This window comes from Algoriphagus sp., from assembly GCF_029254265.1.
Taxonomy (GTDB): Bacteria; Bacteroidota; Bacteroidia; order Cytophagales; family Cyclobacteriaceae; genus Algoriphagus.
In genome coordinates, this window is record NZ_JAQWXX010000094.1 from 58,869 (window position 1) to 73,050 (window position 14,182).

The following is a 14,182-nucleotide window of genomic DNA, read 5'->3' on the forward strand; positions in this document are numbered from 1 at the left end:
CGAATTTTAAATATTTTGGATCATAAAACATTACTCAAAAAACTGAAGCTCGCCATTCAATTGATGGAGCTGCATGATGAAAATTCCTTTAAAATCAGAAGCTATCAAAGCGCACTGACTTCTCTGGAACGTGGGGATCAGGATATTATGGATCTCAGCACAGAGGAGCTCTCCAAAATTCCAGGAGTAGGGAAAAGTATTTTGGAAGCAATTTCCCAACTCAAAGAGCATGAAACTTTTTCCGCTCTCGATGAACTTTTGAAAAAAACTCCCGATGGAATCTTGGAGATTCTACAAATCAAAGGTCTTGGACCAAAAAAAGTCAAAGTGATTTGGGAGGAACTTGGAGTAACCTCCACACATGAACTCATGGAAGCTTGCCAATCTGGAAAGATTGCCAAACTAAAAGGATTCGGAGAGAAAACCCAAGATACCATCATCCACAACCTTGAATTTAAAGCCTCAAATGAAGGGAAATGGCTTTATGCAGATATTGAAGAGACTATAGAAAAATTCACCTCTGACCTTAAACAAATATATCCTTCCGCTTTGGTTGCTGCTGTGGGTGACTTTGCCAGAAAAACGGAAATCATTTCGGAAGCGGAATTTTTAATAGGTTTGGATTCTCTTTTTGGCGGAAAGGAAAAATTAAAATCGCTTGAAAATGTAGGCTGGGACATGAGTCAATCCGGCCCTTTTTCCTGGAAAGGAACTTTGAAAGAGCTGAACCTAAAAATGACAGTTCATTTTACTACGAAGAAGGATTTTCTTTGGAAGAAACTTTCGCTGATTGCCTCCCCAAATCACCTGGCAGAATTAGTCGATGAAAAAGAGAATATCTCTGAAAAGCTTGCCAAAAGAAATTATAACTCAGAGGAAGAATTTTTTCAGGTCAACGAACTACAGTTTATTCCTGCAGAAATGCGTGAGGGCTTAGGCGAAGTAGCTTTGGCAAAGGCCAATGCGATTCCACGACTATTAGAGGAAAGTGATCTAAAAGGAATTCTCCACAATCACTCCACTTACAGTGATGGAAAACATAGTCTTCGGCAAATGGCCGAGCATTGTAAAGCCTTGGGGTTTGAATATTTGGGAATTTCTGACCACAGTCGCACAGCCTTTTATGCGGGCGGACTAGAGATCGAAAAAGTATTGAAACAACACGCTGAAATTGATGCCTTGAATAAAGAAATGGCTCCATTTCGAATTTTTAAAGGGATCGAAAGCGATATCTTGGCTGATGGCAAGTTGGATTATCCAGATGATATTTTAGCCAAATTTGATTTTGTGGTTTCTTCCATTCATTCCATTCTAAATATGGATATCAAAAAGGCAACGCATCGTCTGATTACAGCAATTGAAAATCCTTACACTACAATTCTTGGACACCCGACCGGAAGACTTTTACTTCGACGTGCCGGATACCCAATAAATCATAAAGCCATAATCGATGCCTGCGCTAAAAATGACGTAGTTATTGAAATCAATGCTAATCCTTGGCGATTAGATCTCGATTGGCGCTGGGTTCATTATGCAATGGAGCAAAATGTCAAATTATCGATTAATCCGGATGCACATGAAATGGACGGGTACGGAGATATGAAATACGGAGTACTGATTGGAAGAAAAGGTGGACTTACTAAAGAGATGACTTTGAATGCACTTTCCGGAGATGAAATTGCCAGCTACTTTGAGGATCGTAAAAAACAAAAATCCATCTTAGCTCTTTAAAAAATTAAGCTTAAATGAACTGGAATAGATTTGCAAGTCAGTTAAAAACTGTTTTGTAATTTCTTCCCTATCTTCGTCAGCTTTTAAAAATCAACTTTATGAAATGGACTGATCAACCTGTAGAGGTGCTACTCCAACGCTCTTTTTTATTTGGAATCACCGGAATAGTTCTGGGCACGCTTTCAATATTAAACAGTAAGCTGCTTCATTTTCAAGCCCCAATGGGTCCACTGAACGGGGTGAGTTTATTACTTCAGTTAATAGGTTTGAGCCTAGCAGCTTTAGTATTGAGAAAGCGAAAATTAGAGATTGAAAGTAAAGAGAAAGCCCAAAAAATGATTTTGGTATTAGGTGTTTCTCTTTTATTTTTTGTGCTTTCTATTTAATATTATACCTATTAAATCTGGTCTTGTGGTATACTTAAAATTCTGAATCCTATCCGTTTACCTTAATCCATTCACTTTATGTCAAAGAAAAATCTAATTGCCATTTTAGCATTTTTTATTGCATTTGCTGGCAAAGCACAAGAATCTTCTAGTCCTAAAAAGGAATTTAAAATTATTACGGTTGTTGAATCCATTGTTCCGATGGGTCTAGGTAGGTCCAGGATTATTGATAGTAAGGCAGAAGTGGATGCTTCATTCTTCACTACCGAAAGAACCGACGGGAAGAAAAGCGAAATGAAAGAAGTAGATCGAAAAGATCTTCGCGTTGATGAAATGGAAGAAACCAAATTACTCAACTTCTTCTCTGCCACTGGAATCAACTTCCAAAACATTGCATCAAACGATGCTGTAATCTCTTCAAAAGTAAACGCTATGCTGATCGAGGGTTGGACCCTTGCTTTTGTCACCAGCGGGGTTGAAAGTGATGCAGGAACAGCAGATGGTCAAGGAATATTTATCACCAGAATGTTTTTTACTAGATAAAAGAAAAGCCCAAATCAATTAAGATTTGGGCTTTTAGCATTTATATAATCACGGATTATTCCGCTTTTTCTTTCTTCTTGACTACAATATTCAGCTCCGAGCCTTCACCGGAATAATCAGCGAGGATGATATCGCCTTCTGAAAGATCTCCTTTCAGGATCTCTTCCGCGACAGCATCTTCCAAGTATTTTTGAATAGCCCGATTCAGTGGTCTAGCACCATATTGCTGGTCATATCCTTTCTCTGCCAAAAACTCTTTTGCTTTCTCAGTGAGTTCTATCTTGTATCCCAAATCAGTGATTCTAGCGAATAATTTACCCAAGCTGATATCAATAATTTTAAAGATATCCTGCTTAGTCAAGGAATTAAACACTACTACATCATCCAAACGATTCAGGAATTCCGGACTGAAGGCTTTTTTAAGTGCTGACTGAATGGTGGATTTTACCACATCATCCATATTATCACTCTTCGCTTTGCTGGAAAAGCCAATCCCTGCTCCAAAATCTTTCAAATCACGAACCCCAATATTGGAAGTCATGATAATGATCGTGTTACGGAAATCCACTTTTCTACCAAGACCATCTGTCAAGATTCCATCATCCAAAACTTGTAGTAAGATGTTAAACACGTCTGGATGTGCTTTTTCAATCTCATCCAGAAGCACCACCGAGTAAGGTTTTCTTCTCACTTTTTCTGTAAGCTGACCACCTTCTTCATAACCTACATAGCCTGGAGGCGCTCCTACCAATCTTGATACAGAGAATTTCTCCATGTATTCCGACATATCGATTCGGATCAGAGAATCCTCTTTATCAAACAGGTAATTTGCAAGCATCTTAGCCAATTCAGTCTTACCTACCCCTGTCGGGCCAAGAAAGATGAATGAACCAATCGGCTTTTTGGGATCTTTCAAACCCACTCTAGTTCGCTGAATAGCTTTGGTTAACTTCTTAATAGCTTCTTCCTGCCCGATCACTTTTCCGGCAAGATCAGTATTCATGTTGAGTAGTTTTGCACCCTCTTTCTGAGCAATACGCTTAGCAGGAATACCTGTCATCATTGCGATCACTTCAGCTACATTATCCTCTTCTACAGTGAATCGTTTTGATTTGCTTTCTTCCTCCCACTTGTTTTTAGCGTTTTCCAACTGCTCAAGAAGTTTCTTTTCTTTGTCTCGCAACTGGGCCGCTTCCTCATATTTCTGAGATTTAACAACTCTGTTTTTCTCAATTTTAATATTTTCAACTTCCGCTTCAAGCTTCAAGATTTCCTCCGGCACATGAATATTGTTGATGTGTACTCTGGCTCCCGCCTCATCCAAAATATCAATCGCTTTATCAGGTAAGAATCGATCCGAGATATATCTATCCGACAATTTCACACAAGCCTCAATTGCCTCATCTGTATAATTGACATTATGATGATCTTCATATTTATCTTTGATATTATGAAGAATTTGGACCGTCTCCTCAGGAGTGGTGGCATCCACCATCACCATTTGAAATCTTCTGGCAAGTGCTCCGTCTTTTTCAATGTATTGACGATACTCATCTAATGTGGTAGCTCCTATACATTGAATTTCACCCCTTGCTAAAGCTGGCTTAAACATATTTGAAGCATCCAATGAACCTGATGCTCCTCCAGCCCCAACTATTGTATGCAACTCATCAATGAATAGAATGACGTTTGGAGACTTCTCCAACTCAGTCATTACCGCTTTCATTCGCTCTTCAAACTGACCACGGTATTTTGTGCCAGCAACCAAAGATGCCAGATCAAGCGTTACTACGCGCTTGTTAAATAACACCCTCGATACTTTCTTTTGAACGATCCGAAGTGCCAGCCCTTCTGCAATTGCAGTTTTTCCCACACCGGGCTCACCGATGAGAATCGGGTTATTTTTCTTTCTTCTAGAAAGAATCTGAGCTACTCGCTCGATTTCTTTTTCACGACCAATGATGGGATCAAGCTTATCATCCTCCGCCATCTTTGTGAGATCTCTTCCGAAATTATCCAAAACCGGAGTTCTGGATTTCTCCGCTCCTGGCTTGGAAGACCCGGAACCACTTCCTGATGATCCAAACAATTTTGAACCATCATCATCACCATCTTCTGCTTTAGCACGTGCACGAGGCGAAGCTCCGTCACCTGACATTTCCAGCATTTCCTTTACCGAATCATAGTTTATTTCAAACTTATTCAAGATTTGAGTGGCGATATTATCCTCGTCCCGAAGGATCGACAAAAGCAAATGCTCCGTTCCGATTAGTTGGCTTTTGAAAATTTTAGCTTCCAAATACGTGATTTTAAGCACTTTTTCCGATTGACGTGTCAACGGAATATTTGCCATATTTTTCACATTATGATTGGCTGTACCCTTCACTGCTCGCTCAATCGCATTTCGCAGTTCATCCATGGGTACTCCAAGTTTTTTTAAAATGGAAACAGCTACGCCCTCCCCCTCACGAATCATCCCTAGTAAGAGGTGCTCTGTGCCGATGTAATCATGTCCCAGGCGAAGTGCTTCTTCGCGGCTGAGAGAGATAACCTCTTTGACTCTATTCGAAAATTTTGCTTCCATTTATTTCCTTTCTGATTGTTTAATAATCCTGTACGTATGTTACCGAATTTGTTTCAAAAACACAATCCTTTTGAAGAATGTTCAGTCTTTTTTTGCAGACTTTAATAAAATGCTTTTCGCACCGGGTCCTTCGCAAAACAACAAATCCAGAATGCTAAGGTTGGGATCAAAGTCTAAGCCAAAAAGTTGGAAGTACGGCTCCGGATGATAAAAGCTTTGCTCGGAAAAATCGGTTGAGGGCCTAATTTGACCTCTTATATCTAAAATACCCGTATAATCAGCACCCTCTTCTAAAACTCTCATCTTGGCAGAGGAGCCTAGTAATTTGAGACAGATTGTCAGTATTTTCCAGTTTAAGTCCCATAGAGATTCCTCTTTTCTAGTGAAGAAATTTTCAAAATAGGGGAAATAGAATTCGAAGAATGGCGCCTTACCATATGCACTTTGGATCCCTCTGAGATGAATTTTTTGCCAATCTTGAGTAAAATCAATCTTAATATTTTGTTGAGCGATCCTAGGTCTTCTTCCGATGATTGGTACACTCAGGGTCTCCACTTTATTAGCAAGTCTTACCCGCGTACGATTAAAATAGGACTGTCTTTGATACTGATTTTGGGGAGAAAAAATCAATTCGTCCATTCCCTGAATCGCTGCAAAGAACTCCAAACTCGGGAAATAATGTAAATCAACAAGTATTCGACTCATCTTATTCAAGATCTTCCAACTTACCCAGGCCTTGCCTTAATACCTCAACTTCATCTCCTGTACAGTCAAGAATCGTAGAAGCTACATTTTGACCATACCCCCCATCAATGACGATATCGACTAGATTCTCATATTTCTCAAAAATTAATTCAGGATCAGTGCTGTATTCCACCACTTCATCTTCATCATGGATAGATGTGGTGAGAATCGGCTGACCAAGTTCCTCCACTAGAATACGCGGCACATTATGATCAGGCACCCTAATACCAATCGTCTTTTTCTTACTGTGAAGTATCTTTGGCACCTGTGTACTAGCTTCCAAAATAATTGTAAACGGTCCGGGGAAAGCTTTTTTCATCATCTTAAACACCGGCTTACTGATTACTCTGGTGAATTGTGAAATATTGCTCAGATCAGCGCAAATCATGGAAAAATTATGCTTTTTGGGGTTGATCCCTTTAATCTTACAAATCCGCTCCACCGCTCTTAGGTTCGTGATGTCGCATCCCATTCCATATACAGTATCGGTTGGATAGATTACAACACCCCCCTCCCGAAGCACATTCACGATTTGAGCTATTTTATTAGGATCAGGATTTTCTTCGTAAAGTCGAATGAATTCAGCTGCCATGATTTAATGGTTATTTTGAAAATTAAGCACTTTTTCGAGATAATTGTCCCAATATCGTTCCAATTGCTTAACGATTGGCAAATCTGCGGGAGCCCAATCTAACTCACTTAGCTGTGTTTGGGCCAGCCAAGTCACTTGACTATGCTCGAGCAGGTTGATTTCCCCCTTTACCCAATATCCCAAAAATGGAATCAATCGGATAATCTTTCGACCATTATAATTATGATCGAATGCCTCGAGTCTTTCAACTACTCTGATTTCAATTCCCAATTCCTCCCGAATCTCCCTAACGATACAGGCTTCCTCTGTTTCATCTTTTTCAACCTTTCCACCAGGAAACTCCCACAATAAAGGCAAATCCATTGCTAACGATCGTTGGGCGACAAGAACTTTTCCCTGGTGAAAAAGCAAAATGCAGGTCACTGGAATTATATTTTTTGGAGAAGAAAAAGTCATAATCACAAAGGAACGAATTCCTGTCCCAGATTGAAAAAATCATCGTTATGAACTTTTGAAAAAAAGACACAAAATCAAATGGAGCATCCATTAATCATATCCACAGAAATTCAATTCATCAAGTCTGTTTTTTTTGAAGGCAGCTCATGAAGAGCCCTGATTAATAGTTTTGGTTGAGAAAACAACTTTAGGGTTTTCTAGAGAATTTCAATAGAGATCAAAAAAACAATATGATAATCCGTAATGATGCCAGTACTTAGATGAAGGCAGAATAAGATTTGTGAAGTCGATAGTTCTACAAAATTTTAAATCGACTTCTTAGGTAGCTCCAGAGGAGCTAAACCATTGATGACCCTGTACGAAGTGCAGGGCAGCCATTAAATTTCCTTCCTTAAAGCCCTGAAAGGGTGAAACTTCAAAGAAACGCCCCATGAGTGCTCCCTGTTTTTTGTTGTGACTTCACTCCCAATTATACAGAGGGTTATGAATTGTTTTGATCCTTCGGATCTAATACTACTAAACCTTGACTTTCACATCTACTACTCCAATTTAATTTGCCTACTTGTGTCATTGTGGATAATCATATAAAACTTTAAAACATCATAAAAAGATGCCCTAATTAACCAACATCCCCGGATTTGAAAAAAAATCTACGTTTAATCCTTATTTTTGGCCCAGTTATGCTAAGCGATAAAAAGAAAAACATCTACCTGGTACTCATTATTTCGGTCTCCGTGATTGCGATTTCGATGAGTTTTTATTTCTACCAGGTATTCTTCAGCCCCAATGTGCTGATCGATTCGGATCAATCCTATACCTTAAAAATTCCGAGTAACTCGACCTTTAAGACAGTTTCAGACAAACTATATGAAGATCGCGTGATCAATGATGTATTGAGTTTTAGCTTCGTAGCCAAAGTGCTCGATTATCAGGAAGCTGTAAAACCGGGACTCTATGTGATCAAGCCAAAGATGACTAATCTGCAACTCGTGCGACAACTTCGATCGGGAAATCAATCACCGATCCGAATCACATTTAATAATGTGCGCACAAAGGAAGATCTAGCCGAAAAGATCACCACTAACTTGGAAATCGACCAATCTCAATTCCTTGCCTTGCTTCAGGATTCGGTATTTATTCGAAAATATGACTTCAATGAAGAAACAGTCATGAGTATGTTTATTCCAAATACCTACGAAGTATGGTGGAACACAGGTGCTGAGGCTCTTTTTGACAGAATGTATAAGGAGTATCAAAGCTTTTGGACTGAAAACAGAAAGCAGAAAGCAGCGGAGTTGGGACTTTCTCAGAAAGAGGTCAGCACGCTAGCAAGTATAGTGCAGGCAGAAAGTCAAAAATCAGATGAACGTCCTAAGATTGCCGGCGTATATCTGAATCGACTCAAGCTAGGGATGCCACTTCAGGCGGATCCTACACTTGTTTTTGCTTTGGGAGATTTTAGTCTCAAGCGTATCTTAAATATTCATAAAGAAACCGAAAGCCCATACAACACCTATAAGTATGCGGGGCTGCCTCCAGGTCCCATCAACCTTCCTGACATCAATTCTTTGGATGCTGTTTTAAACTCTGAAAATCATAAATTCCTTTATTTCTGTGCCAAGGAGGATTTTTCAGGTTACCACTCATTTGCCACAAATCTTGCGCAGCACAATGCAAACGCCAGAAGGTACCAAGCCGCTTTGAACGCTGCGAAAATCTATTGAAAATGTTCCAAGCTGAAACTCAAATCCGCGTCCGCTATGCAGAAACCGACCAAATGGGATATGTCTATTACGGCAATTATGCGATGTATTTTGAGGTAGCTCGGGTGGAAGCAATGCGATCGGCTGGTTTTTCTTACAAAGGCATGGAGGATAACGGCATCATGATGCCTGTATTGGAGAGCCACTTTCGCTACCTCAAACCAGGCAAATATGATGAGCTATTGACTATTAAGACTACTATCCCATCAATCCCCGGAGTACGAATCCGATTTGAATATCAGGTGATAAATGAATCAGATGAACTGATCACAGAAGGATGGACAACTTTGGCCTTTCTCAAAAAAGACAGCCATACTCCTACCCGCCCTCCTCAGAATTTGTTAGATTTATTGAAGCCATTTTTTTCAACCTCATCAAAAATACTGTGAGAAATAAAATTTTCAAGTGGAGAATACGCCTTCAATTGAAGGCCAGGCATTTGAAAAAAATACATTTTGGCCATCCGGATAAGAATCTATACGATGTGTCCAGGATATTTATCCAGCAGCTGAAAAAAGATGATATCAGCGAGCGGGCAGGGTCTATGGCTTTTAGTTATACAGTCGCTCTATTTCCTTTGATTCTATTCCTATTGAATCTGATTCCCTATCTGCAAGACTTCTTTCCTGTAGTCACCACGGAAAATATTTTGGCTTTTGTAAAGACAATCATCCCAGAGGACATTTACGTCAATGTCGAATCAACTCTAATGGATATCGTCTCCAAACCAAGGCAAAGCCTACTTTCCTTCGGTTTCTTTTTTGCATTGTTTGCGACTACCCAAGGAGTGGTCTCCATGATGGATTCTTTCAATTCTGTATATAAAACCAAAGAAACCAGAGGCTTCTTTGGCACCAGATTGATAGCGGTTAGCATTGTAGTAGCATTGGTGCTTACGATAATTACAGCGAGTAGCGTTATGATCTTTGGGGGGCATCTAATTGACCGACTGGATGAGATGCAGATTTTCAATAGTGGTTTCTCGATTTTCCTTTTCAGTACCCTGAAGTTTTTTATCCTCTTATTGGTGTTCTACATTACATCAGCATACATTTTCAGATTTGCTCCTGCAGTCCATGATAAGTGGAATTTCTTTTCCATAGGAGCCCAAATTTCAGGTTTGTTAATCACACTTTCATTTTACGGGTTTATCTTTTATCTGGAAAATTTCTCCAGCTATAATAAACTCTATGGATCCATCGGAACCTTACTTGCATTGATGCTTTGGTTGTTTATTACATCCATGATTGTTTTGGTTTGCTTTGAAGTCAATGTGAGTTTAGACTTAGCAGAGGAAAAAAACCGAGAGCGCGAAAACCGAAGGAGGGCTCTTGCTATAAAATCAGAGGAGAAATAAGTTTCCCACAAAAAAAGTCTGATTTTCAGATCTTTCACTTTGTTTTATATAGGGCTATTTTAATTCTAACTGCTGAATCTGTTGACCATTTGGACTACGGATATTTTCAAAAAGAGAAATCATTTCCTGAAGTTTTTCAGGATTAGATTGAGCTAGATTATTTTGTTGACCGATATCCTCTTTCAGATTGTAAAGCTGATAATCGGTACTGTTGCCCAATTCGATGACCACATTTTTCTCTACCTCAGGACCTGGATAAGGAGGAATCATGATCCAATCTCCTGCTCTCAGCGCTGTTCTGGTAGTCGCTTCTAGGACAAATGACTCTCGCCCTTCTTGACTTTTCCCCAAGAAAGTATCTAGCAAATTCTCACTATCGCCTACTGTTTTCCCGCTCCCTGCCAAAGCAGCTAATGAAGACAATAAGTCGATCTGAGTCACCAAAGCATCCGAAACACCCGGCTTGATCGTTCCTTTCCAATAAGTCACAAAAGGCACTCGAGTTCCAGCTTCAAAAAGTGAATATTTCCCACCCCTCAAAGGTCCGGCTGGAGTATGATTTCCAATTTTCTCTACTGCATCATCGTAGTAACCATCATTGAGAACCGGCCCATTATCACTGGAAAAAACAATCAAGGTATTTTCCAATAGCCCTTTTTCTTCCAATGTTTTAATAAACTCTCCAATCACCCAATCTGCTTCCGATAGCACATCACCCCTAGGTCCCATCCCAGACTTACCCTCAAATCTTGGATGTGGAGTCCTTGGTACGTGTGGCTGTTGCAAAGCATAAAAAAGAAAAAATGGTTGTCCAGATTCAGCACGCTCACCCACATAGTTTTTTGCCTCATCCAAGAAATGATCTGCCATATCCACATCACTCCACTTGGCCTGCTCTCCGCCTTTCATAAATCCAATTCTCGGGATCCCATTGACGATACTGTTATTATGCCCATGGTGCCATTTCATACTTAGCATTTCCGGGTTGGTGATTGCTGTGGGCTCGCCTTCAAAATTTTGATCGTAATTCACTTGAATCGGATCGTTGGGATCCAAATTAACCACCCTGCCATTTTCAATATATACCGTAGGAACACGATCCTGTGTAGCTGCCAAAATATGAGAATAGTCAAATCCAACTTGGTTAGGCCCTGGTGAAATTTCTTGATTCCAGTCTACTTCTCCAGTTCCCAATCCCAAATGCCACTTCCCAATCATTGCAGTATGGTAGCCTTGTTCCTTCAAAATTTTTGGCAAAGTCACTTGTGCAGTGTCAATCAATAGCGGAGCTGTTCCAGGCAATATCTTAGCATTCTTATTTCGCCAAGGATAAGTTCCAGTAAGAATGGCATAGCGACTTGGAGTGCAAGTCGCTGAAGAGGCATATCCATTAGTAAATCTTATCCCTCCATTCGCCAGCATATCCATATTTGGGGTCTGAAGCGTGCCCGCTCCATATGCGCTGACATCCCCATAGCCTAAATCATCAAGGTAGATGAAAATAATATTAGGACTTGAAGGATTTGATTCCTCAACTTCATTTGTCTTGAGACCACAGCTTTGGAAAAAAAATAAAAAGCTCAAAAAACTAATTATCTGATTAACTGAGGATCGCTTTATCATCGCTAGTTTGGGTTAGTGGTTCACTAAACTATTGAATTTTAGGCTTCCTTCAAGCCAAACTTACTGATCTAAGAAAATTTTTAACTCTTAATAATCCCTATTTTTACAAACGTCAAACTCTACACTATGAAAAATATTCGCCTTTCCTTTTTTGTATTCATTGGACTTGCTTTTCTAATTAGCTGCTCCGAACCTGCTCTAACAATGATCCCTGATACGGAGATCAATGACTGGTTTAATGCTGAATACGAAGAACTTCTTCAAATGAGCCCACTTCAACTTACTGCACAAGGCAGGAAGGACCGATATGGTGAGATTGATGATATGTCCGAAGAGGCAGAGGACAAGAAGTTGGCCTGGATGGAAGCAAGTGTGCAAGAAATGAAGGACAAATTCCCTTACGAACTACTAAGTGAGGAGGCAAAAGTTTCCTATGACCTTTGGATCTATCAATATCAAATGGAAAAAGGTGATCAGGAGTTTCGTCGCATGAACTATGTCTTCAACCAGATGACTGGACCCCATACACAACTTCCGAATATGATTATCAACTTCCACAAAGTCGATGAGGCAAGCGATATGGAAGCTTTAATTTCCAGATATAAAGAAGGCGGAAGAGCTATTTCTCAGCTGATAGATCGTGCAAAACTTCAAACAGATGCTGGAATCCGACCTCCAAAATTTGCTTATGAATATGTAATATCCCAATCAAAGGCTTTAATTGAAGGAGCTCCTTTTACAGACTCAAAGGAGAATTCTGCAATCTGGAATGATGCACTTGGCAAAATTGAGGCTCTTGAAAAAGAAGGTAAAATCACTGATGAACAAGCCACAGATTTTAGAACTCAGGCTCAAGAAAATCTGGTGAACGAATTTCAACCCGCCTACCAGAATTTAATTACTTGGTTAGAGTCCGAACTTCCAAATCTTGAAGAGACACCAACGGGCGTTAGCAGACATGAGAAGGGGAATGCACTTTATGCACATCGCTTAAAAACATCAACCACTACTAGTCTTACTGCAGATGAGATTCATCAGATTGGACTGAGCGAGGTCAAGCGAATTCAGGAAGAAATGTTAGCGATCAAGGATCAAGTTGGGTTTGAAGGAGATTTGAAGGAATTTTTCAAATTTATAAATAGCGACCCTCAGTTCTTTTTCCCAAATACAGATGAAGGAAGACAAGCTTATCTGGATGAGAGCACCGCATTCCTCGATGATATCAAAAAGAAACTACCTGACTACTTCGGCATCCTACCAAAAGCAGATCTAGTGGTGAGACGTGTTGAGGCATTTCGGGAGCAAGACGGCGCTCCACAACATTACAATCAAGGCACTCCAGACGGAAGCCGTCCCGGGACTTATTATGTCCATTTATCGGATATGAATGCAATGCCAAAGTCTACCATGGAAGGCGTAGCTTATCACGAAGGCAATCCAGGTCATCATATGCAAGTTTCGATTGCTCAGGAACTGGAATCAGTTCCAAAGTTTCGTACCCAATTGGGATTCAATGCCTATGTAGAAGGCTGGGCGCTTTACTCTGAGGCTTTAGCAAAAGAAATGGGTCAATATCAGAATCCATACTATGATTTCGGTCGATTGGTAAATGAGATCTGGAGAGCAATTAGACTTGTAGTGGATACAGGTATTCACTCTAAAGGCTGGACCGAAGCAGATGCTATCCAGTATTTCTCAGAAAACTCATCAATTGCTCCTGGGGCAATCCAAGCAGAAGTCAGAAGATATATGGTCATGCCAGGTCAAGCAACAGGCTATAAAATCGGAATGCTAAAGATTCAAGAACTTCGGAAAAATGCAGAAACTGAGCTTGGAGACAAATTTGATTTAAAAGGTTTCCATGATACAGTTCTCGGCAACGGCGCATTACCATTGGATATACTGGAAAAAGTAGTGAATCGATGGGTGGAAGAACAGAAGGCAGTGAGCAGTGAGTAGTGGGCAGTGAGCAGTAGGCAGTGGGCAGTGGGCAGTAGGCAGTAGGCAGTGAGCAGTAGACAGTGGGCAGTTGATAGTGTGCAGTGTGCAGTGGTAGTAAAACGCCATGGTATTGTTAACAAGAGCGCATTGAAAATTTGGGTGGATTGGTAAATTTTTGAAAAAATGAAAAAATAATGCTAATAAAATCAAGGGGTTAGCAGAAAATCATAAAAAGGGGTTTGCATAAAATAAGAATAGCCTTACTTTTGCAAACCTAAACAAGCGAGACCACGCAAGTTTAGCAATTAGAGGAGTGGCAGAGTGGACGTCCCGATAGCTATCGGGAGCAGCGAACTTGAAAACAAATCAAATAATAGAGGAGTGGCAGAGTGGTCGATCGCGGCGGTCTTGAAAACCGTTGTACCGTGAGGTACCGGGGGTTCGAATCCCTCCTCCTCTGCA

Annotated in this window: 12 protein-coding genes and 1 tRNA gene; 8 read left to right on the forward strand and 5 right to left on the reverse strand. The window is 40.3% G+C overall.

From position 1 onward, the window contains the following. The first annotated feature begins 15 nt into the window (after positions 1 to 15). The 3 genes from P8O16_RS14165 (at position 16) to P8O16_RS14175 (ending at position 2,660) form a co-directional block, all read left to right on the forward strand. The gene (locus P8O16_RS14165) at positions 16 to 1,731 is read left to right on the forward strand and encodes a DNA polymerase/3'-5' exonuclease PolX (protein WP_300316094.1); all 1,716 of its coding nucleotides are present in this window, start codon (positions 16 to 18) and stop codon (positions 1,729 to 1,731) included. Between the two features lie 98 nt (positions 1,732 to 1,829). Then, entirely contained in the window at positions 1,830 to 2,117 is a 288-nt protein-coding gene (locus P8O16_RS14170; protein WP_300316095.1) for a hypothetical protein, read from the forward strand. Positions 2,118 to 2,195: 78 nt separating this feature from the next. After that, a complete protein-coding gene (locus tag P8O16_RS14175) occupies positions 2,196 to 2,660 on the forward strand; it encodes a hypothetical protein (protein ID WP_300316096.1) in 465 nt (154 codons plus the stop codon). Positions 2,661 to 2,715: 55 nt separating this feature from the next. Here P8O16_RS14175 and P8O16_RS14180 read toward each other — a convergent pair whose 3' ends face one another. The 4 genes from P8O16_RS14180 to P8O16_RS14195 all read right to left on the reverse strand — a co-directional run bounded on the left by P8O16_RS14180 (position 2,716) and on the right by P8O16_RS14195 (position 7,036). Next, positions 2,716 to 5,244, reverse strand: a complete 2,529-nt coding sequence (locus tag P8O16_RS14180; RefSeq protein WP_300316097.1) for an ATP-dependent Clp protease ATP-binding subunit — start codon at positions 5,242 to 5,244, stop codon at positions 2,716 to 2,718. An 81-nt stretch (positions 5,245 to 5,325) separates the two neighbouring features. Continuing rightward, entirely contained in the window at positions 5,326 to 5,949 is a 624-nt protein-coding gene (locus P8O16_RS14185; protein WP_300316098.1) for a WbqC family protein, read from the reverse strand. 1 nt (position 5,950) lies between these two features. After that, positions 5,951 to 6,580: an L-threonylcarbamoyladenylate synthase gene (locus P8O16_RS14190; RefSeq protein WP_075349654.1), complete on the reverse strand. Its 630-nt coding sequence runs from the start codon at positions 6,578 to 6,580 to the stop codon at positions 5,951 to 5,953. Positions 6,581 to 6,583: 3 nt separating this feature from the next. Continuing rightward, positions 6,584 to 7,036 carry a (deoxy)nucleoside triphosphate pyrophosphohydrolase gene (locus tag P8O16_RS14195; protein ID WP_300316099.1) on the reverse strand — a complete coding sequence of 151 codons (453 nt, stop codon included), beginning with the start codon at positions 7,034 to 7,036 and terminating at the stop codon, positions 6,584 to 6,586. Between the two features lie 680 nt (positions 7,037 to 7,716). Here P8O16_RS14195 and mltG point away from each other — a divergent pair. The 3 genes from mltG to P8O16_RS14210 are packed head-to-tail and all read left to right on the forward strand — an operon-like array spanning position 7,717 to position 10,156. Then, complete coding sequence (mltG, locus tag P8O16_RS14200; RefSeq protein WP_300316100.1) at positions 7,717 to 8,760, forward strand: endolytic transglycosylase MltG; 1,044 nt, start codon at positions 7,717 to 7,719, stop codon at positions 8,758 to 8,760. Positions 8,761 to 8,762: 2 nt separating this feature from the next. After that, a complete protein-coding gene (locus P8O16_RS14205; RefSeq protein WP_300316101.1) occupies positions 8,763 to 9,188 on the forward strand; it encodes a thioesterase family protein in 426 nt (141 codons plus the stop codon). 50 nt (positions 9,189 to 9,238) lie between these two features. Further along, complete coding sequence (locus tag P8O16_RS14210) at positions 9,239 to 10,156, forward strand: YihY/virulence factor BrkB family protein (protein ID WP_300316102.1); 918 nt, start codon at positions 9,239 to 9,241, stop codon at positions 10,154 to 10,156. Positions 10,157 to 10,210: 54 nt separating this feature from the next. On the opposite strand, the gene P8O16_RS14215 is transcribed toward P8O16_RS14210, so the two are convergent. Beyond that, positions 10,211 to 11,779 carry an arylsulfatase gene (locus P8O16_RS14215; RefSeq protein ID WP_300316103.1) on the reverse strand — a complete coding sequence of 523 codons (1,569 nt, stop codon included), beginning with the start codon at positions 11,777 to 11,779 and terminating at the stop codon, positions 10,211 to 10,213. A gap of 126 nt (positions 11,780 to 11,905) precedes the next feature. On the opposite strand from P8O16_RS14215, the gene P8O16_RS14220 reads away from it, so the two are divergent. Together P8O16_RS14220 and P8O16_RS14225 are read left to right on the forward strand one after the other, a co-directional pair. Continuing rightward, positions 11,906 to 13,738 carry a DUF885 family protein gene (locus tag P8O16_RS14220; protein ID WP_300316104.1) on the forward strand — a complete coding sequence of 611 codons (1,833 nt, stop codon included), beginning with the start codon at positions 11,906 to 11,908 and terminating at the stop codon, positions 13,736 to 13,738. A 357-nt stretch (positions 13,739 to 14,095) separates the two neighbouring features. After that, positions 14,096 to 14,180 (forward strand) — tRNA-Ser (locus tag P8O16_RS14225). Positions 14,181 to 14,182 lie beyond the last annotated feature (2 nt).

What these genes read in the sequence shown, in the direction of transcription:
- P8O16_RS14195 (WP_300316099.1), bottom strand. Translation starts at nt 7,036, where the DNA reads ATGACTTTTTCTTCTCCAAAAAATATAATTCCAGTGACCTGCATTTTG.
- P8O16_RS14190 (WP_075349654.1), bottom strand. Translation starts at nt 6,580, where the DNA reads ATGGCAGCTGAATTCATTCGACTTTACGAAGAAAATCCTGATCCTAAT.
- P8O16_RS14185 (WP_300316098.1), bottom strand. Translation starts at nt 5,949, where the DNA reads ATGAGTCGAATACTTGTTGATTTACATTATTTCCCGAGTTTGGAGTTC.
- P8O16_RS14215 (WP_300316103.1), bottom strand. Translation starts at nt 11,779, where the DNA reads ATGATAAAGCGATCCTCAGTTAATCAGATAATTAGTTTTTTGAGCTTT.
- P8O16_RS14170 (WP_300316095.1), top strand. Translation starts at nt 1,830, where the DNA reads ATGAAATGGACTGATCAACCTGTAGAGGTGCTACTCCAACGCTCTTTT.
- P8O16_RS14220 (WP_300316104.1), top strand. Translation starts at nt 11,906, where the DNA reads ATGAAAAATATTCGCCTTTCCTTTTTTGTATTCATTGGACTTGCTTTT.
- mltG (WP_300316100.1), top strand. Translation starts at nt 7,717, where the DNA reads ATGCTAAGCGATAAAAAGAAAAACATCTACCTGGTACTCATTATTTCG.
- P8O16_RS14180 (WP_300316097.1), bottom strand. Translation starts at nt 5,244, where the DNA reads ATGGAAGCAAAATTTTCGAATAGAGTCAAAGAGGTTATCTCTCTCAGC.
- P8O16_RS14205 (WP_300316101.1), top strand. Translation starts at nt 8,763, where the DNA reads ATGTTCCAAGCTGAAACTCAAATCCGCGTCCGCTATGCAGAAACCGAC.
- P8O16_RS14175 (WP_300316096.1), top strand. Translation starts at nt 2,196, where the DNA reads ATGTCAAAGAAAAATCTAATTGCCATTTTAGCATTTTTTATTGCATTT.